The following is a 19,101-nucleotide window of genomic DNA, read 5'->3' on the forward strand; positions in this document are numbered from 1 at the left end:
GGACTTCGTCGGCGCTGGCCCTCAGTGCGTGGCTTCGGACCAACCATCGGGCCCCCGTCACCTGTCCGGTACGTCTAACCGACCACCCGGCTTGGAGTCCATGGTCGCATTCTCGCCCACTCCACGCCGCCAAGAACTTCAAGGACAATGAGTCATGACGCGTACGCAAGCAGAGCATCGAGGACTCTGAATGCTTCACCGCGAACCAGTTCGTCGTGATGAGCCTGATTGCGGTAGGTCCGCAGGCAGCCATAGCAACTCGCTTTCAGGGCGCACGCGCAATCGCCGACGATTTTCCTTGCCTGATCCGTGAGTTGCGCGAGTTCCTCACGAATCAGGCGGACGTAGCCGGCGCCGCCCGGCACCGAGTCGAAGATGATCAACGCAGTGCCGCCGCCATCAGGAAGAGGACGCAGTGTTCCGTCGACGTCATCGGTGGGAATGCCGAGCACCGGGGTTGCGGCAAGCAACGATTGCAGGGTGCTGCGCGCTTCGATTCGGCTAAGCGGCCTCTTCAAGTCAAGTTCGAGTACGTCGGTCAGAAAAGTATGTCCAAGGTCAAGAACGCGCGGTCGTCCGCTGCATTCTCGTTGAGAACCAGGCCTGTTGTGGGTTCTCGGAGGCTTCTTTCGGTCTTGGTTGACGAGTGGTTCTCCATACCCGCACGTCAGACACATTCGAAAGCCTCGTGATGCCGGTCCAGCGTTGATGGCGGTGATCTGTCCCTGCCGACTGAAGCGAGCACCGATCGTGACGTTTTCTATCGGTGCCTGCTCCCACGGGGGCTGTTCCCCTTCGTAGTCACTGAAGAACGAACGTGCCCAACCCGCTCGAGGCGGCCGGGTCTCCCCAGGCTGTTCCCGACTCCTGTAGCCGATGAAACCGAATTGCGGTACGACGAATTGCCGCTCGGCGATTGGGTTGCTGCAGGCACTGCACGGTGGCGCGAGGTGATGATCCTCGGCATCGAAATCGCGTCGTACACGAAAATCGCCGCACTTCTGACACTCGGAGTAGGAGCGTGCATAGAGTGCCCGACCCGGCGGGGCTCGCAATCCGTCGGATTCCCAGATGGCCTTCTTCGCCACCACCTTGGAACCTGGTGCGTACTCGGTGATGCCCCAGCGCAGGTCTCTGTTGAGATCGAGCGCTCCGGCGTCACGGTCGCCGTCGCGCCAAAGATCCAGTACGGCGACGTCGACCGGGAACCCGTACTTGGGCAGAACAACGCGCGTCGCCAAGTAGTCAATCAATGGTCGCTTCTCCAAGGTGGCTTGGACCCGCCTCAGGGCACCTCGGCGGTGGGCTTGCTTGGACGCGGCGTCGCTATGTCCTTGGTTGGACAATTGGCGCTCTTGTTGGTCTGCGTCTTCGATTGCACGTTCGATCTCTGCCAGATCCTCTCGAATCGATTCAGCGGCGCGCCTGAGCGAGCCAGCGGGTTCGTCGGCTTGGTTACCAGTAGTGCCTGCGGTCAAGTGGTCGACCCATTCCCACGTCTGAACACCGAGTTCTGGGGCCACAGCCTCCGGCGTAATGCGAGCTATCGCCCGTCCGAGTTCCTCCGGATATGAACGCAGCCAGTCGACAAATTCGTCGACCGCAGCCGGTCGGCCATCTGTGGGGCGAAAGAACGACGCCACATCCCTGTGCGGTTCGCGCCCCGTGGTCGCGATGCGGCGCTCGAATGCCGCGAACGCCACGGCGTGAATATGCCGTCGCACAATCTGCGAATTCCGTAGCGACACGATCGGCACCTCGACGTGTCCGTCGATGAGACGCTGAGGCTCTCTGAAGTGATGGAGGTCGTGGCTGCGGCGCTGCGCGAATGTGACAACCAAGGCCGACTTGCCGGCTCGCCGGCCGGCCCGGCCGGCCCTCTGCACATAGTTGGCCGGCGTCGGCGGTACGTTGCGCATCAATACCGCCTGCACGTCGCCGACATCGACGCCAAGTTCGAACGTCGTCGTGCAGCTCAGAGCGTTTATCCGGCCATCGAGGAAGTCCTGCTGATATGTGCGGGCTTGGTCGGCTGAGAGCTGACCTGTGTGCTCTTGAACGCTCATGCCCGAAGGAACCAGCGTCGTGTAGAGCCGCCCATAGTGATCGGAGGCAGACAAGTCGACATCGGTCACGGGACGCAGCGAACCCGCGCACTGCCAAGTGGGACATACGTCGTTCACACTTCGCCATGCAACCTGCCGACAGGTACGGCACACATAGGCGGGATGTCCTTCTCGGGCTGGCACGAACCGGATCCACTCGGGGTCGATTGCGAAGGTGTGTCCCGTTTGTCTTCCGCTGCGGGACGGGAATGCCTTGTCCCAACCGCTGCCCCGGTCGGTGAGCCATCTCCATAGGCCGTCGAGAATCACCCGCTCGTCGGCCACTGCACCGCGACGGTCCAGGACCTTGTGCAGGTAATCCATGCGACGATTCGTGCCACGGGTGGGCAGCCATGACAGCACCTTCCCGGCGCTGCCTTCCGCGCGAACCGTGGTCACGACGTTTCGCGGAGCGAACACCTGCTCATCGATGCTCACGCCGTCAGGCAGCCAGACAGCGGCCTGCATTCGCAATGTGTCCAGCAAGACCGCCACGATGTCGAATACCTCGGCATCGCTGAAACCGAGCTGTCTCAGAGGCTCGGGCGGTCGAGCGCGTCGCGGCACGGCGACAGTGATCTCGCCGAGCCCGCTGCCGTCGAGGCTTTGACGACGATCTGTCGCCAATACCTCGGCCATCAGCCACGTTCGCACTTGTCGCCGCTTGGAGTCGCCGCTGGCATCTGGGTCGAGAACAAGATGGTCTTCTGCGAGCCTCTGGATAGGCAACACGAGATCGTCGAACCGCAAGTCGTCATCGCTGTCCCGGTCAATTGCCAGCCAGATCATCCGGCGCTGGACGGCGCGGGCGTAGGTGCGTTCGAGGTACGGCGCGAAGAAGGCCGCGTCTTGGCGGCTGTCCGCAAACATCAGCAGCTTGCGACCCTCGCCGATCTCAGGCACGACACCAGCCGGGATGTCTCCGGGCGGCAGCGCCTGATACAGGCTGGTTGCGGCCACTGCGACGGGCGCGTCTTGCCCGGTGAAGAAGCGCAGCACGATCTGGCCGTTCGTGCGCCCGGAACAAGTGGGACATCGGCGGAGCGGGTCATTTGGGCGCTTGGGCTTGGCGAAGACGATTCGTTCTGAGGCACCGGTCGCTCCGCAAGGACAACGTTCCTCCCCTGAGTCGCTCAGGCGACCGCAAGCAGTACAGACATGTCGGTAGTCGACCTCAGCCTCCACCTCTTCGTCGTCGACAACAGCGGCCTCGTCCTCGTCGTCGGTTTCGAGTTGTCGGCCGATCAGCAGGTAGGCCAGATTGGTTCGCTGCGGCGGTGCTTGGACCAGCCGGTCCGAGTGCTCAGGTTCTGCGGCATCGATAGTGGCATCTTGGAGACTTCCCACGAGGAAACCCGCACCACAGCGAACGCAAAGGCCGAGTTCGAACATCTGCGAGTCGACACCGCTGTCGTCACAGCTCGGGCAGGTGTGATGTCGCTCAAGTTGCACCCTCGGTGTCGCGGGGTCGTGTGCCGGTGATCGGCACACGAAGGCGCCTTCTAGAGCCCGCAGCATGTAATGGAAGCGAGCTGGTGCATCGGTATCCGGCTCATCGACGGACGGTGTCACGATGTCCTGTCGCGCAGATTCGGTTTCGTGGTGCTCGATCAGCTCACCAAACAGATCGGAGGCGAATCTCGCGATTCGGGACGAGGCACCCGTGCCGGTACCGAGCGTCGCAGAGGTGCCAACGAACTGCAGGCGACCGGGCTGGCTTTGCACCACGCGGTCGCGCAGACGCCGCAGCAGCATGGCGATTTCAGCGCCACGCGCGCCGTTGTATACGTGCATCTCGTCGAGCACGATCCAGCGCCAATGCTCTCCGGTCGGGCCGTCGAACAGTGTCGTATCAACGGGCCGCAGCAGCAGATACTCGAGCATTGCGTAGTTCGTGAGCAGAATGTGGGGCGGGCGCTCTCGCATCTCTTCCCTCGACACAAGTTCGCCGTTATCGGGGTCAGCGCCCGTAGCGCCACGATGTGCTTCTACGCCCTCGCGGTGCCGCTCTCGCGTTGCGCCGATATACCGCCCGAACGTGATCTGGGGAAAGGGCCGCAGTAGATCGCGTAAGCGCTGCATCTGATCGTTGGCGAGCGCATTCATCGGGTAGAGCAACAACGCTCGCACCCCGGGTTGACTCAGCGTCCCGGCATCGCCTTCGGTAAGGAGTTGATGCAGAATCGGGAAGAGATAGCACTCGGTCTTACCCGATCCCGTGCCAGTCGCGATGACTAGATTGCGACGCGCCACAGCCTTGCGCAGAGCGCCTTCCTGATGCTGATACAGAGGTCGCGCTGGCGGGAACACGCCCGGGTCCAGTTGAGTGAAGCGCTCATGCAGCAGCCCTGTCGAGACAAGATCACTCAGCGAGGCGCCGGTGGCATAAGCGGGAGTCGGTTGACGAAATGGGCCCTTCTCGCTCTGGAATCGCTCGTCCAGAGCAAGATGAACTTCTGCGCGCAGCGACGCGTCGGCCGGCGAGTAGCGGGTCTTCAAGTAGCGCCGATACGACTCGCCGATGCTCTTCGCAGCGGCGGCAGGATCGAATCCTGCTGCGTCGGAGTTGCGGTACTCAGTCACCCCAGAAATCCTCGGCGGAGTTCTCGATGTGATGCAGGCCTAGGGCGAGCAGGATGCTGCGCGTCGTCAACAGTGGGGCGATCTCGGCAGCGTCACGTAACGCAGTCGCAGCCTCAGCCGTGTCTGCCCGTCCTGACGAGCTGTCGATCAGGTGAAATGCGGCTGCGAGGACATCTGCGGGGAACTTGTGCCACGCAGGCCTTTCCGACTCAGGCCGGACCAAGTCGAGCAGGGTGAGTTGCCGGGCGCTGAACCTCTGGGCGTAGGAGTAGACCGCATTGTGCGATGAGCGCCAATGCCTGATGCGCTCACGGTCTGGTGACCTGCGGCTGCCCGGTGCTCGGGCTGGCTCGTGCCAAGTGTTGGTCAGCATCTCGAACGCCGCATCGAGGTAGCCGCCCCACTGCAGCGGCAATGAACCGGATGGCGGCAAGGCCTGCTGCAATTCCCGCAACCTCTCTGGCCCGAACTCGTCGAGCGGAGGGGTGACGGGCTCGATTCGACCTTCAATTGGTGCCGCGCCAGTTGCGGGTCGCCAACCGCTGAAGCGTTGCCACCGGTCGAGGCTCGCGTCGGCGAGATCGCTCGGACTACTGCCGACGAACGGATTGTCTAGCGCCGCGGCTACGGTCGGGAGGGTCTTCCACAGGCGCTCCAGATCCCAATCTGTGTATCCGGCCGAGCCGTGAGCGGATGCGACGATGGCTAACTCGAGCTTGCGGAGAACCTGCGCCGGAAGCTCGGCGAGCATCGGGGCCAGACGCGGCAACAGACTGTCAGAGGTCAACACCAACTCGACGAGGTCGACCAAGGTATTCGATGCTCCTGCATTCGTCGCACTGAGCTGTGCCGCGGCCTCCATGGCACTAGCGAGTTCGTCGGTTGCGGAGGCTGCTGCGCTGATATCCAGGCTCTTTTAACGGGCGGCACCTGCGACGACAAGCTCGAGCGCCTCGAGTGGGGCCTCGGTGCGAAGACCCTCAAGTCGGATCCGCCGCTGCAGTTCCGATCCGACGAGCACATCGCGTGTGCCTGCTTGGCCGGGAATCGGCAACGTTGGCGAGGACCACTCATCGGCCAAGGTGACTTCGGCCACGTAGGGACCCGGCGGCAGCAGCAGGATTGCCTCGCATCGGCCAGCGACGTCGTCCTCCACTTCGACGCAAACGGGCTGCTCCCACGGCCGATGCTCTGACCAGAGCCGGAGTTGGCGACCAGTGAACTGGCGGTTCTCCGTCCACTCGGCGCTGACAAGGCACTCGGCGGTCTCCGGGTCGAGTTCCGTGCTGATCTCCAAGTCGCTCACAATGAACTGTGCCTCTACCACGGCGATGGGCTCGCTCAGGTCGTCGACATGGAGGATGAGATCTAGCCGAGGAGCCGTCGCAGCGGCGATTGTCGTCCGCAGTTCGGCAAGCGAGAAGGACCACCACCCGACCGGGCTATTGGTTTGCAGAGGCCCGATCTCGTAAGGGCTTGCGTCACTGCGCAGTTCAAGTCGCAGTGTTGCCGGCCGACCGCATCGAACCAAGACCGACCCGACTGCGCCTGATTCAATCTCGTCGAGTCCGATTCGCAGCCGCTCAACTCCGAGGGTTGGGAAGGATCCGTCGGTTCGGCGAAGCGCCCAGGTCAATCGAGGAATCGTGACAGCGAAGGCGGTGCCGCCGGCTGTGAGGGGAACGGTGTCCTGGCCTGCCTCAAACGACAACCTCGCTTCTGAAACTCGCGCACCGCCTTCGAGAAGGAGTTCGGCATCCGCGGTGACGCGAACCTCGACGACCTCGCGCGGTACGAAGATGCGATCAGGGACATCGACGGCGAGTCCCTGAATGACGGTTATGTCCTCGCGAATGTCGCTGCCCAATGGGCCAGACACCTCGATCGTGCCCGCGAATGCAGGGGCAGAAGGCAAGAGCGCCGCCAATTCAAATGCGCCCTCCGCACACGGCAAGTCTGCGAGTCGCGTAGTGGTCGGCGAGCGATTCTCGGCCGACGCATCTGTGGCAGGTTCGCTTTCGCTTCGAATCTCGCGCCAACGGACGCGCCACCTTTGTGGATCGGCGTCCTCGGGCATCGCAATACTCGGTGGCTCAGCGAACACGCCGCCGCCGAGCATCCCTCTTGTGCCACTGACCGGCGCCGTCGCCAATTTGGGCCGTGCGGGGGCTCGGGCCACGGCCAGCTCCGTCAATTCCTCATCGCCGCCCGGCCCAGGAGGAGGCTTCACCAGCACGGCAGCTACCCCCTCGAGGTCGAAGCTTCTCAGCACCCAGCCATTCCATGCGCCTGCCCGCGGAGGAAGTTCCTCTGGACTCGGGATGGGCATTCCATCGGAGTCGGTGATGGCTACGCCTGGTGATGTCAGAATCAACGCTTGGCTGGCGGGCAGCCGGTGCTGCTGACGTGTGAGATTGCCGGAGGCATCGAACACGTATGCGTGAACCCGCTCCAAACCCGCAAACTGTCGCTCCGACTGCCGGTTGGCCGAGTGCTCGCGCCACTCAAGCGTTGCAGTCCAGCCATGCGACGGCGCGAGCGGGATATCGCGCGGATCATGCCTGCGCGTCGCGAATCTGTGTGTCATAGCACCCTGGATCAGCCACCCGCCTTCATGCGGAAAAGGCGGAAGCGTCATGTACGGACCATCACACGAGTAGCGGTCGATTCGGACAGTGGGTCGAGGCGGACGTCGCCCACGCCGGGCCGAACGTCGTTCGTCGTTGAGCAGGGCCCGCGTCAAGTACCGGGGCAGTCCTGCGTCGGCAGAGAGTTCTGCGATGAGGTCGGTCGCGTCACGTCCGAGTTCGGCGATGTCGGCGGCCGTGTCGATCACCCGCTGCAGAAGGTCGCTGGCAAATTCGTCGCCATACTCGAAGAAGCGTTGTACTGGCTTCGCAAGTCCTGACCAGCGGGTGCTGGACTGTCGTATGCGACCGATGAGCTCGTCGGCATCCCAGATGCCATCGCGCAATCCGGCAAACACCAAATCTGCGACTTCGTCTGCGCACGCAGCAGGGATGCCTCCGTGCATGAGAATCGGGCTCACATACGCGAGCCAGCGTTCTCGAGCCGCCGCGTAGCTGAAGTTCTCGAGTCCGAGTTCGTCCAGTGCCGACAGAAACGCCCTGCCTACCTTGGACTGATCGACACCTGATGAGAGGTACGGGGCAATGGCAATGTTGGGCCAGAACGTACCTTCGTCGTAACAGCGCGCACCTTCGGCGGCGAGAAATGCTGCAGTCGAGGCGGGGTAGCGCTTCAGGCGATCAGGCACACCGTGCTGGGCGACCTTGAGGACGACGTCTCTAGCCCTCTTGAGAATCGATCCATCAGCGGAGAGGTCGAGTTCGCTGACAATGCGAATGCCGTCGAAATGACGTCGAAGCTCGCGTTCGACGAAGTACGGGTTGTCGGTGGATTGCCGCGGTGCTTGCTGTTCATCATCCGCATTACCCGTGGACATATGTGAAACGTATCCGGCTTGCATCAGCCGATGCCCGATGTGTGGCCGCAGGATCTCGAGGCCAGAGCTGTCCGTGCTGGTGCACTGGGCAGTCGATGGGCCCAAAATGCGTTGCCGAACCGGGCGGCGTGTGTTCTAGCGTGAGGTCATGACAGCGGGCATGATGGCAGCGACACAGCTTGTCGTCGAGGCGTGGGCGGTACTCGTAGCCGCCGCGGGCATCGTCGCCAGCGTGCTCGGCACCGGCTTGGGCATCACCTTCCACCTCAGCGGACGCATCGACCACCAGTCGGATCGCATCGACCACCAGTCCGACCGCATCGACGGCGTGACCGCCGAGGTCGCCTTGGTGCGTGAGCGCGTAGCACGCCTGGAAGGCAGCTCCGGCACACCCGATCCGGGTCCGTTGCAGCTCGCCTGAGCAAGCCCCTCTCGACGCTGCCCGCAGTGAGCGATCAGCACTTCGAGGGCTTCATGTGCGGCGGGCCATCATCATGTTCGCCACCGCGCGCACCACCGTGGTGCCGTCCTGGTTGACGAGTTCGTGGGTCATCTTGATGATGCCGCGGTCGGGCTTGGAGCGGCTCGGGCGAACCTCCAGAATCTCGACCACGAGGGTGAGAGGGTCGCCTGGATACACCGGTGCCAGCCAGCGCAGTTCGTCGAGACCAGGCGAACCCATGCTCGATGGCCCCAACAGGTATTCACCCAGCATCCTCATCATGATCGAGCCGGTATGCCATCCCGACGCGATGATCCGGCCATAGACGGTGTTTCGGGCTGCCTGGGGATCGATGTGGAAGGGCTGCGGGTCGAACTTACGGCCGAATTCGATGATCTCGGCCTCGTCGATGGTCGTCGTTCCGAACGTAAAACGTTCACCGGCCTCGTAGTCGTCGAACCATCGCTGCGGGCAGGGAATGTCGCTGGGCATCGTGACAGTCTGCACGCGCCGCCCTCGCAGCGTCGGGAATCGTCGGCACCGGCTAGCTCAGTGCGTTGCCGAGGACCAGGGGTCGGCGCTGTCGGTGGCCAGGCCGTAGCGCTTGATGGCCTCGGCCGCCGCAGTCGCGTCGATCTCGCCGAGCTCGGCAAGGCGCCACAGCACCGCCACTGTGGTGTGCTCGGCAGTCACCTCGAAGTGCTCCCGCAGCCGGCTGCGGGTGTCGCTGCGGCCGAATCCGTCGGTGCCCAGCGAGGTGTAGTCGCGGCCGATCCAGCGTGACACCTGGTCGGGCACGGCTCGCATGAAGTCGGTCACGGCCACGACCGGCCCGGAGCCGTCGGCCAGCTGCCGGGTCACGAACGGCACCTGCTGGGGATCGTCGGGATGCAGCGTGTTCCACCGCTCGCACGACAGTGCTTCTTCACGCAACGCCTTGTACGAGGGGGCGCTCCACAGGTCCACCCCAACGTCGTGCTCGGCGGCCAGCAGGTCGGCCGCGGCCCGGGCAGCACCTTGCGCCGAACCCGAGAACAGGATGGTGCCGGCGTGCGAGCGACCTTCCGGAGCCGGGGCGAAGCGATACAGCCCAGCCAGCAGATCCGATGTCGAGAGGTCGTCCGGCTCAGGGGGCTGGACGTAGTTCTCGTTGTAGATCGTCAGGTAGTAGAAGATGTCCTCGCCCACGCCGTACATGCGCCGGATCCCGTCGCGCACGATCGTCGCGAGCTCGTAGGCGAACGCCGGGTCGTATGCCTGACATGGCGGCACGACCGAGGCCAGCAGCGGCGAGTGGCCGTCCTGGTGCTGGAGACCCTCGCCCATCAAGGTGGTGCGCCCGGCCGTGGCCCCCATGAGGAAACCGCGACCCCTCATGTCGGCCAGCGCCCAGATCATGTCGCCCACACGCTGGAAGCCGAACATCGAATAGAAGGTGTAGAAGGGCACCATCGCCACGCCGCGGACGGCATAGGAGGTGGCGGCGGCGGTGAAGCTGGCCAGCGCCCCGGCCTCGGTGATGCCCTCCTCAAGGATCTGGCCGTCGATGTGCTCGGTGTAGGACAGCAGCAGGTCGTGGTCGACGGGCTCGTACAGCTGGCCCTGGCTGGCGTAGATGCCGAGCTCGCGAAACAGCGAGTCCATGCCGAACGTGCGGGCCTCGTCGGGAATGATCGGCACCACACGGTCGCCGAAGCCCGGCTCTCGCGTCATCGCCCGCAGCATCCGGGTGAAGGCCATGGTGGTCGACACCGCAAACTTGCCCGAGCCCGCCGAGAACTCCTCGAACGGCTTCGAGCTCGGCATCGGCAGTGCCTTGCGGCACCAGTTGCCCATGCGTTTGGGCAACGGACCGCCCAGAGCCTTCCGGCGGGCCACCAAGTACTCGTGCTCGGCACTGCCGGGCTGGGGGCGGCAATAGGGCGGATCGTCAGGGTCGAACTCGGCGTCGATCTCGTTGTGGAGCCGCAAGCGCTCCCGGATGGTCATGAGCTGGGTCCGGTTCAGCTTCTTGATCTGATGGGTGGCATTGCGTGCTTCGAGGTCAGGTCCCAACGACCAGCCCTTCACAGTCTTGGTCAAGATGACGGTCGGGCTGCCCTCATGCTCCACGGCCGCCTGGTAGGCCGCGTACAGCTTCTTGTAGTCGTGACCGCCTCGGGGCAGGGTCTGCAGGTCCTCGTCGGAGAGGTGCTGGACCATCTCTCGCAACCGGGGATCGGGCCCGAAGAACCGCTCGCGGATGTAGGCCCCGCTTTCCACCGAGTAGCGCTGGTACTCGCCGTCGATGGTCTCGTTCATCTTGTTGAGCAGTGCGCCGTCACGGTCCCGGGCCAGCAGGTCGTCCCAGCGGCCTCCCCAGATCACCTTGATGACGTTCCACCCAGAGCCGCGGAAGTTGGCCTCGAGCTCCTGGATGATCTTCCCGTTGCCACGCACGGGCCCGTCGAGACGCTGCAGGTTGCAGTTCACGACGAAGATGAGGTTGTCGAGGCGTTCCCGTGCGGCGAGGTGCAGCGCACCGAGGGTTTCGGGCTCGTCGGTTTCGCCGTCGCCCACGAAACACCACACCTTCGACTCGGCCGTGTTGTCGATACGACGGTTGTGCAGGTAGCGGTTGAAGCGGGCGTGGTAGATCGCCATGATCGGCCCGAGGCCCATCGACACCGTCGGGTACTCCCAGAAGTCGGGCATGAGACGCGGATGGGGGTACGACGACAGCCCGGTGCGGCCGATCTCGCGCCGGAAGTGCTCGAGGTCGGTGTCGTCGAGGCGGCCCTCGAGATAGGCCCGTGCGTAGATGCCAGGTGCGGCATGGCCCTGGATGTAGATGTGGTCGCCGGGCTCGCCGTCATCCTTGCCTTGCCAGAAGTGGTTGAAGCCCACGTCATAGAGCGCCGCGGAGCTGGCAAACGTGGACAGGTGGCCGCCGATGCCGTCCGCCCAGGAGTTGGCGTGGGTGACCATTGCGACGGCGTTCCAGCGGATGAAAGCTCGAAGGCGCTTCTCAATCCCTTCATCGCCCGGGAACCACGGCTCGTCTTCGGGGGCGATGGTGTTGATGTACGGGGTCGAGACGGTGGCGGGAAAGTCGACCTGCAGCTCGCGGGCCTTGGACATCAGACGCCGGATCAGAAAGCGTGCCCGGTTCTTGCCCCGTTCCTCGACAACTGCTTTGAACGACTGCAGCCAGTCGTCGGTCTCGTCGGGATCGATGTCGGGGATCTGCTCATGCAACCCGTCAAAGAGCATGGGTTCTAGTGTCGCACTTGGATGAGTCCCCAGCCGAACACCCAAGCCCGCGAAGTCTTCACTGACGGGTCGTGCCTGGGCAATCCGGGACCGGGCGGCTGGGCGTACGTGATTGACGGCGGGCCGTGGGCGTGCGGTCACGAACCCAGGACAACGAACCAGCGGATGGAGGTCACCGCTGCGGCTCAGGCCGTCGAGGTGCTGGATGGGCCGCTGCGCATCATGAGCGACTCCACCTACGTGGTGAAGTGCTTCACCGACGAATGGTGGAAGGGCTGGCACCGGCGCAATTGGCTGAACACGTCACGCAAGCCGGTGGCCAACCGAGACCTGTGGGAGCCGTTCATCGATGCCGTGCTGGCGCGGGGCGACGTCGAGTTTGCTTGGGTGAAAGGTCACGCCGGCCAGCGGTTGAATTCCGCCGCCGATGCCCTGGCCGTGCACGCTGCGAGCGCTGGTGCTGGGCTCCGGGGCAAGCGATTCGACGATGACGTGCTCGATCAGCTCGCTGACGGGCGGTCGGGGTCGCACGGCTCCCCGAAGGGCACCGTCAGCACCGACGAGCCGACATCGGGGAACCGGGAAATCGCCGGTCACGTCGTGACCGTGCTGGGCCACCGGCCGCCGGAGCTCGGCGGGTACAACGAGAACCCGATCTTGCGCAAGGTGCTCCGGCAGCTGAGCGACGTACTCGCTGCCAAGCGCCAGATGCATCCCGATCTCGTGGTCGCGACGGGCCTCGGGCTTGGTGCCGAGACGCTGGGTGCCGAGGCTGCGCTGGCGGCTGGTGTGCCATATGCCGTGGTGCTTGCGTTCGAGGGCGTCGAACGACGGTGGCCGGGGACGTCGCGTCAACGCTTCGCCGAGCTCCGGCAGCAAGCAGCTCAAGAATTCATGCTCGGTGCCAAGTCACCAGTCGACGGAGAGGCGTTCGGCAAGGCGATGCGGCGGCGGGACACGTGGTTCATGCACAACTGCGACGAAGCGATCCTCGTTCGCCGAGCCGGCGACCGCACGCTGGCGGACCTGCACCGGCGCCTGGAAGAAGCGCTCGGCGGGGACGTGTGGGTCATCGAGCCCGACTAGCAGCAGCGGGCCATCCGGGCCGGTTGCTCAGGCGGCGTTCTCAGCGTCTGTGTCGGGGGTCGCGGCGGGAGGCGTCTCGACGATGGCTGCCAGTCGCTCGAGCGTGACTTCCATGGACAGCACGTTCTTCTTGTGAGCTCCCGCAAGTTCGATGCTGCGCGGCCAGCGTGCAGTTCCCCATTCGAAGGTCTCGCGCACCAGCGTGCCGCCGTCGTCGGAGGGCTCGAGCTCGTATCGCCAGCGTTGCCCCTGCCAGTGCGCCCACGCGATCAGCCGGTTCTCCTCGAACTCCAGGACCCGGTTCTTGGTGGGGTACGTGACGCCGAGACGCACGCGCATCGAAAATGTGCTGCCGAGCGTCAATGGGATGTTGCTGCTGGTTGCCCGAACCAGCCTCCCCGAGCCGTCGATCTCGCAGTGACGGCTGGCATCGGCTAGCACCGTAAAGATCGCCTCAGCCGGCGCGGCGATGTGGCGCTCGACGCTGACGCTGCGCTGCTCGCTCCTGGCCATGGCTTCGGTCAGGCCGGTGACAGCGCGTCGGTGACGATTTCGCCGGGAATATGGCCCTGGCCGCGCTCAGTAGTGCCGTCGGCTCGTACAAGCATCCAGGTGGGTTGAGATCGGACGCCGAACGCATCCCACAGATCCCCGCTCTCGTCACCGAAGTGGGGCATCTGCTCGAGTCCGTGAGAGCTCACGAATCCCTCGAAGGAAGCGATGGAGTCGTGCGCGGCGACGCCCACGATCACCAAGTCATCCCCGTGTTCTGCTTTCAGCTCTGCGACCGCAGGAGCTTCTCTCCGGCAGGCCGGTCACCACGGAGCCCAGAACCACAGCAGCACGTCGTTGCCTGCTGCAGCAGCCAGCTCGAAGGGCTGCCCGTCAACCTGGCTCGTGTCGAGCAGGAGTATCTCGGGCCGGGTCTCGGCCGCTGAGGCGCTCTCGTCTGCCGATGATCCTTCAGTGGCGGAGGCATTTGCGCCACCGTCGGCTGCTACGGGTTCGACACTCTCGGCGGCAGATGCCGGTTCGACGCTCTCGGCGGCAGATGCCGGTTCGACACTTTCAGCAGCGGCTGCGCTCGAAGGCTCGTACGTCTCGGCGACATCCGTCGGAGACGCTGTCGAAGACGCGTCGTCATCGGTACCGCAACCCGCCAACACCATGAGGCTGATGGCGCACGCAGCCAAGCCGACAGTCCGGCGGCGGGCGAATGCGGTCACGGTGCGAATCTTACCCGTGGGGACATGGGGGTCCCGGTAGCGACCGTCGCTACATTCGTCCGCGTGAGCACCCGGGCGTTGCTTGTCACAGCGCTTGTCACGGGCGTCGTCATCCTGGTGGCGTTCGCGATCCGGGTGCTGATCTGGTTGTAGCGCTTCGGCGCCGGTCTGGACAGATGATCGCCCCGGTGCAAACGGCTGAGCCCCGAGGCGTACCCTCGTCGCGCGATGGCAGATGAAGCGAATTCCGGCGAATCGAGCGCCCCGGTTCGTTACGACCTCGTCGTGATCGGCGGCGGGCCCGCGGGCTACGGGGCGGCGCTGTATGCCGGCGCGGCGGGCATGAAGGTCGCGCTGGTGGAGCGGGACCGGCTGGGCGGCACGTGCTTGCACCGGGGCTGCATACCCGCCAAGGAGTTGCTTGAGACAGCAGCCGTGTGGCGCACGGTGAGCGAAGCAGCCGAGTTCGGCGTGAACACCGAGCCGCCCGAGCTGGACTTCAGCGTCTCGCAGGGCCGCAAGCAACGCATCGTGGACGGCCTCGAAACCGGGGTGAAGGGACTGCTGCGGCGCCGCAAAGTCGCGGTGCACGAGGGGACGGGCCGGCTGGGCACCGACCGGTCGGTCGCGGTGCGCAACGGCGAGTCCGAGACCCAGACGCTGCATGGTGACCATGTCTTGCTGGCGGCGGGTTCGGTGCCCATCACACTGCCGGGATTCGATCGCGACGGGACGCTCGTGATGACTTCGGACGAAGTCTTGGCGCTGGACGAGGTGCCAGGTCGCGTCGCCGTGATTGGCGGCGGGGCCATCGGCTGCGAATTCGCTTCGATGCTGGCCGACCTCGGCGCCGACGTGACCGTGCTCGAGTACGCGCCACAGATCATTCCCGGCGTCGATGGGGACATCTCCAAGGCCCTGACCCGGGCGTTTGCCAAGCGGGGCATCAACGTGCGGACGGGCTGCGGGGTCACTGGTCACACGCCGCTCGACGATGGCGGCACGACCGTGCGATACACGGCAGCTGCGTCAGAGGGCGACGACGCCGACACGGCCGAGCTGGAAGTGGACGCGGTGGTGGTGTCGGTGGGACGGCGGCCGTACCCAGACCACCTCGGCCTCGATGACACCGAAGTCAAAGTCGATGAACGAGGCTTCGTCGTCGTTGACGAGCTGTGCCGAACGACGATGGCCGGCGTCTACGCCGTGGGCGACCTCATCAATACGCCTCAGCTTGCCCATGTCGGCTTCGCAGAGGCGATCGTTGCGGTGAAGGACATCCTGGGCGAAGACCCCGCGCCGGTGGACTACCCCAATGTGCCGTGGGCGATCTACTGCCATCCCGAGGTGGCCTTCACCGGGCTGTCCGAAGCAGCGGCTCGCGAAGCCGGCTACGACGTGGTGTCGTCCAAGCACCGCTACAGCGGCAATTCCCGGGCGATGATCGTCAACGACACCGAGGGCCTCGTCAAGATCGTGGCCGAGCGTGATGCCGACGGCTCCGCCGGGCGCGTGCTCGGCGTTCACATGATGGGGCCGTGGGTCACCGAGCAGCTCGGTCAGGGCTACCTGGCGGTCAACTGGGAGGCCACGGTCTCCGAGGTGGCCGCATTGGTGCAGCCGCATCCAACGTTGTCCGAGCTGTTCGGCGAGACGATGATGGCGCTCACAGGTCGGGGGCTCCACGGATGAGCCGGCGTGCGGGCACTCGACGCCGTTCGAGGCAGCGATATGGCTGACCTGGTGCTGCCGCAGCTCGGCGAGACGGTCACCGAAGGGACCATCACCCGCTGGTTCAAAGGCGTCGGCGACTCGATCACGGTGGGCGAGTTGCTCTATGAGGTGTCCACCGACAAGGTGGACAGCGAGGTGCCCTCGCCCATGGAGGGGGTCATCAGCGAAATCCGTGTGCCCGAGGGCGAGACGGTGGACGTCGGAACGGTGCTGGCCATTGTCGAGGTAAGCGAGGGTGCCGTCGTGCCGCCGCCGGCTGCGCCCGTCGCCGACACCAGCGCAGCCGCGGCCCCAGCACCCGTTTCGCCGCCGGCGGAACCGGCCCCCGTAGCGCCATCTGAGGTCCCAGTGGCCGCAGCCGCTGCGGCCGCATCGATTGATGGCGCAGCCAGCGGGTCGGCGCGCAATGGAAGTGGTCGGCTGCTGTCTCCGGTGGTGCGGCGCCTCGTGCGAGAGCACAGCCTGGATCCCGCTGCACTGGTCGGCACAGGTGTAGGCGGTCGCATCACCCGGTCCGATGTGCTCAACGCCATCGACGAGCAGAAACGCTCGGCGGCTGCAACCGCCCCGACCGCGCCAGCACGAGCAACATCGCCAGCAGGCGAACGCGCCGCCGCTCCGAGCCCGCCTTCGGTGCCGGCACCGGTGGCAGCCGCTGCAGCGGCTGAGTGGACCGACGGCGACTCACGTTTCGAGGCGTTCAACAACATCCGGCGCCGCACCGGCGAGCACATGGTCAACTCGGTGGCCACCTCGCCCCACGCTCTCACCGTCGTCGAGGTCGACTACGAGAACGTCGAGCAGGTGCGCCGGGCGCACCGCGAAGCGTGGCGAGCATCAGAGGGATTCAGCCTCACCTACCTGCCCTTCATCGTCATTGCCGTCGCCGACGCATTGGCTCACTGGCCCCGGCTCAACGCCTCGGTGGAAGACGACGGGTTGCGCATCCGGCGGCGTCGCAACATCGGCGTTGCCGTCGACCTCGATTACGACGGCCTCATCGTTCCGGTGCTGCGGGACGCCGACTCGCTGAGTTTGCGAGGGGTCGCCCGCACCATGAACGAACTCGCGACGAGGGCCCGCGAGCGACGCCTGACCCCCGACGACATCACCGGCGGCACCTTCACCATCTCCAACAACGGCTCGTTCGGCACCTACACGACGGCGGCCATCATCAACCAGCCCCAGGTTGCGGTGCTCTCGACCGACGGCGTTGCCCGCCGCCCGGTCGTGGTCGCAGATCGATTCGGCAATGAGAGCATCGTGGTGCACTCGGTAGGCCACCTGGCGATGGGCTGGGATCACCGTGCGTTCGACGGCAGCTATGCCGCGGGATTCTTGGGGCACATCCGCCAGATGCTGGAACAGCACGACTGGGGAGCGGAGCTCTGAGGCCGAGCGAGTTTGCAGTGGATTCGGGTTGCAGAACAACGCCGCCAGCGAGGCCGGGGCCCGAGCGGCCCGTGAGCGTAGCGAACATGAGCGGAGCGTTCGTCTGATGCTGCAGGTGCGGTGGCTGGGGCGGGTTCGCTTCCGCGAGGCGCTGGATTTGCAGCGACGCCTGTGGACGCACAGTCGGGATGACTACTTGCTGCTGCTCGAACACGATCACGTCTTCACCGCAGGCCCGAGTGCCGACGAGGCGAACTTGCTGGTCGATCCGGCTGAGGTCGGCGCCGACTGCGTGCGTATCGACCGTGGCGGCGACTTCACCTACCACGGTCCCGGCCAACTCGTTGGCTACCCGATCCTGTCCTTGCCAAGCAACCGGGGCGGCGGACTGGCGGAGACGGCCGCGTACGTGTGCGACTTGGAACAAGTGCTCATCGACGCGCTGGCTGACCTCGGTCTCGCCGGCTGCGGTCGGCTGCGGGGCTATCCGGGCGTGTGGCTCGACCTCGACGGCACGCCCCGCAAGCTCGCCGCGATCGGCGTACGACTCAGCCGTGGTCGCACCATGCACGGCTTCGGGCTGAACGTCGACACCGACTTGGCGTGGTTCGAGCGGATCATCCCGTGCGGCATCCGTGATTTCCGACCGACATCGCTGCGGGCTGAGGGCTGCACTGCGACGATGCGCGAGGTGGCAGATGCGGTGGTCCGGCGTGCAGCCGAACGGTGGTCGCCCACAGGCTTCGAGCGTGCAGATGTGGCGTGGCGGCGCCGCCCGTCCGATCTCAGCGCCTTCAGCCGTGGCCTGGGTCCCGGTCAGGTCGAGATCCCTCCGCCGCGCAGCCGAGCCAGGTTGGCGCAAGCTGGTGTGAACGGCGGCCTCGGTCTCGCTGAGCGGAAACCCCCGTGGCTGCGTGCCCGCATGGACCCCAATGAGGGTTACCTGCGGCTGCGCCGGGTGATGCGCCGGCACGACTTGGTGACGGTGTGCGAGGAGGCGGGCTGCCCGAACATCTTCGAGTGCTGGGGTGCGGGCACAGCCACTTTCATGCTCAACGGCGAGCGGTGCACGCGGGCGTGCGGTTTCTGCTTGGTCGACACCAGCCAGCCGGCACCGCTCGATCCCGATGAGCCTCGCCGGGTGGCCGACGCGGTCGCCGAGATGGAACTCGACCATGCGGTCGTCACCGCGGTTGCCCGGGATGATCTACCCGACGGTGGGGCGGCTGCGTTCGCCGAGACCATCGCGGCGATCAAGGCGCAATCGCCAAGCACGACAGTCGAGGTGCTGGTGCCCGATTTCGGCGGCGATGCCGCGGCGCTCCAGACAATCCTCGACGCGGGCCCCGACATCGTGAACCACAACATTGAGACCGTCGCTCGGTTGCAGCGAGCCGTTCGCCCATCGGCGGGCTATGCCCGCAGCCTGGCGTTGCTGGCCCGCAGCGCATCGGCCGGGCTCGTCACGAAATCGGGCATCATCGTCGGCATGGGCGAGGACGATGCCGAGGTCGACGTCACCTTGGCCGATCTCGCGGCAGTCGGCGTCAGCATCGTGACGATCGGCCAGTACTTGCGGCCGACCAGCCATCACATCCCTGTCGCCCGCTGGGTGCCGCCTACCTCGTTCAGCCGTTGGCGAGAGGTCGGAACTGCTTTGGGGCTTGATCACGTCGAGTCCAGCCCGCTGACCCGCTCCAGCTACCACGCCGCCGAATCGGCCGCAGCCGTGCAGCTCGGACCAAGCCGCCAGCAAGTGCCGGCGTAGGGCACCCCTCTCAAACACCCCGAAACGTTCCGCGTAGCGAACCCTGG

General features: G+C 65.3%; 12 protein-coding genes and 1 pseudogene. 5 read left to right on the top strand and 8 right to left on the bottom strand.

Annotation, left to right across the window (positions count from 1 at the left end; genetic code table 11):
* Positions 1–152: 152 nt before the first annotated feature.
* Genes ACOCMM_RS06030 through ACOCMM_RS06040 form a run of 3 tightly spaced genes read right to left on the bottom strand, consistent with a single transcriptional unit; the run spans position 153 to position 8,154 of the window.
* Positions 153–4,688: a DEAD/DEAH box helicase gene (locus tag ACOCMM_RS06030; RefSeq protein WP_419552286.1), complete on the bottom strand. Its 4,536-nt coding sequence runs from the start codon at positions 4,686–4,688 to the stop codon at positions 153–155.
* Positions 4,681–5,550, bottom strand: coding sequence for a hypothetical protein (locus ACOCMM_RS06035; RefSeq protein WP_419552287.1), 870 nt, complete (start codon positions 5,548–5,550; stop codon positions 4,681–4,683). The genes ACOCMM_RS06030 and ACOCMM_RS06035 overlap by 8 nt, the downstream gene beginning before the upstream one ends.
* 54 nt (positions 5,551–5,604) lie before the next feature.
* Entirely contained in the window at positions 5,605–8,154 is a 2,550-nt protein-coding gene (locus tag ACOCMM_RS06040) for a hypothetical protein (RefSeq protein WP_419552288.1), read from the bottom strand.
* 148 nt (positions 8,155–8,302) lie between these two features.
* Between ACOCMM_RS06040 and ACOCMM_RS06045 the strand changes: the two genes are divergently transcribed.
* Positions 8,303–8,575, top strand: a complete 273-nt coding sequence (locus ACOCMM_RS06045; RefSeq protein ID WP_419552289.1) for a hypothetical protein — start codon at positions 8,303–8,305, stop codon at positions 8,573–8,575.
* A 51-nt stretch (positions 8,576–8,626) separates the two neighbouring features.
* On the opposite strand, the gene ACOCMM_RS06050 is transcribed toward ACOCMM_RS06045, so the two are convergent.
* Together ACOCMM_RS06050 and aceE are read right to left on the bottom strand one after the other, a co-directional pair.
* The gene (locus ACOCMM_RS06050; RefSeq protein ID WP_419552290.1) at positions 8,627–9,088 is read right to left on the bottom strand and encodes a MaoC family dehydratase; all 462 of its coding nucleotides are present in this window, start codon (positions 9,086–9,088) and stop codon (positions 8,627–8,629) included.
* A 57-nt stretch (positions 9,089–9,145) separates the two neighbouring features.
* Positions 9,146–11,848 carry a pyruvate dehydrogenase (acetyl-transferring), homodimeric type gene (aceE, locus tag ACOCMM_RS06055; protein ID WP_419552291.1) on the bottom strand — a complete coding sequence of 901 codons (2,703 nt, stop codon included), beginning with the start codon at positions 11,846–11,848 and terminating at the stop codon, positions 9,146–9,148.
* 21 nt (positions 11,849–11,869) lie between these two features.
* Between aceE and ACOCMM_RS06060 the strand changes: the two genes are divergently transcribed.
* Positions 11,870–12,934: an RNase H family protein gene (locus tag ACOCMM_RS06060; RefSeq protein ID WP_419552292.1), complete on the top strand. Its 1,065-nt coding sequence runs from the start codon at positions 11,870–11,872 to the stop codon at positions 12,932–12,934.
* A gap of 27 nt (positions 12,935–12,961) precedes the next feature.
* Here the strand turns inward: ACOCMM_RS06060 and ACOCMM_RS06065 are convergent, their stop codons facing one another.
* The 3 genes and pseudogenes from ACOCMM_RS06065 to ACOCMM_RS06075 form a co-directional block, all read right to left on the bottom strand.
* Entirely contained in the window at positions 12,962–13,447 is a 486-nt protein-coding gene (locus tag ACOCMM_RS06065) for an SRPBCC family protein (RefSeq protein WP_419552293.1), read from the bottom strand.
* Between the two features lie 8 nt (positions 13,448–13,455).
* A pseudogene (locus tag ACOCMM_RS06070) lies at positions 13,456–13,737 on the bottom strand (TlpA family protein disulfide reductase); the annotation flags it as partial.
* Positions 13,738–13,749: 12 nt separating this feature from the next.
* On the bottom strand, positions 13,750–14,160 hold the full coding sequence (locus tag ACOCMM_RS06075) for a hypothetical protein (protein ID WP_419552294.1): 411 nt from the start codon (positions 14,158–14,160) through the stop codon (positions 13,750–13,752).
* Positions 14,161–14,388: 228 nt separating this feature from the next.
* Here ACOCMM_RS06075 and lpdA point away from each other — a divergent pair, with 228 nt between their 5' ends.
* Genes lpdA through lipA form a run of 3 tightly spaced genes read left to right on the top strand, consistent with a single transcriptional unit; the run spans position 14,389 to position 19,054 of the window.
* Positions 14,389–15,852, top strand: coding sequence for a dihydrolipoyl dehydrogenase (lpdA, locus tag ACOCMM_RS06080; protein ID WP_419552295.1), 1,464 nt, complete (start codon positions 14,389–14,391; stop codon positions 15,850–15,852).
* A 6-nt stretch (positions 15,853–15,858) separates the two neighbouring features.
* Positions 15,859–17,286 (top strand): dihydrolipoamide acetyltransferase family protein, encoded by a 1,428-nt coding sequence (locus ACOCMM_RS06085; protein WP_419552296.1) that lies wholly within the window; start codon positions 15,859–15,861, stop codon positions 17,284–17,286.
* Positions 17,219–19,054, top strand: a complete 1,836-nt coding sequence (gene lipA / locus ACOCMM_RS06090) for a lipoyl synthase (RefSeq protein ID WP_419552297.1) — start codon at positions 17,219–17,221, stop codon at positions 19,052–19,054. Before ACOCMM_RS06085 ends, lipA begins: the two co-directional genes overlap by 68 nt.
* The last annotated feature ends 47 nt before the right edge of the window (positions 19,055–19,101 follow it).

The sequence above is a fragment of the Candidatus Poriferisodalis sp. genome, assembly GCF_965198245.1.
GTDB lineage: Bacteria > Actinomycetota > Acidimicrobiia > Acidimicrobiales > Poriferisodalaceae > Poriferisodalis.

Coding starts and splice junctions, on each gene's coding strand:
- ACOCMM_RS06035 (WP_419552287.1), bottom strand. CDS start 5,550: ATGGAGGCCGCGGCACAGCTCAGTGCGACGAATGCAGGAGCATCGAAT.
- ACOCMM_RS06040 (WP_419552288.1), bottom strand. CDS start 8,154: ATGTCCACGGGTAATGCGGATGATGAACAGCAAGCACCGCGGCAATCC.
- ACOCMM_RS06045 (WP_419552289.1), top strand. CDS start 8,303: ATGACAGCGGGCATGATGGCAGCGACACAGCTTGTCGTCGAGGCGTGG.
- ACOCMM_RS06050 (WP_419552290.1), bottom strand. CDS start 9,088: ATGCCCAGCGACATTCCCTGCCCGCAGCGATGGTTCGACGACTACGAG.
- aceE (WP_419552291.1), bottom strand. CDS start 11,848: ATGCTCTTTGACGGGTTGCATGAGCAGATCCCCGACATCGATCCCGAC.
- ACOCMM_RS06060 (WP_419552292.1), top strand. CDS start 11,870: ATGAGTCCCCAGCCGAACACCCAAGCCCGCGAAGTCTTCACTGACGGG.
- ACOCMM_RS06065 (WP_419552293.1), bottom strand. CDS start 13,447: ATGGCCAGGAGCGAGCAGCGCAGCGTCAGCGTCGAGCGCCACATCGCC.
- lpdA (WP_419552295.1), top strand. CDS start 14,389: ATGGCAGATGAAGCGAATTCCGGCGAATCGAGCGCCCCGGTTCGTTAC.
- lipA (WP_419552297.1), top strand. CDS start 17,219: ATGCCGCGGGATTCTTGGGGCACATCCGCCAGATGCTGGAACAGCACG.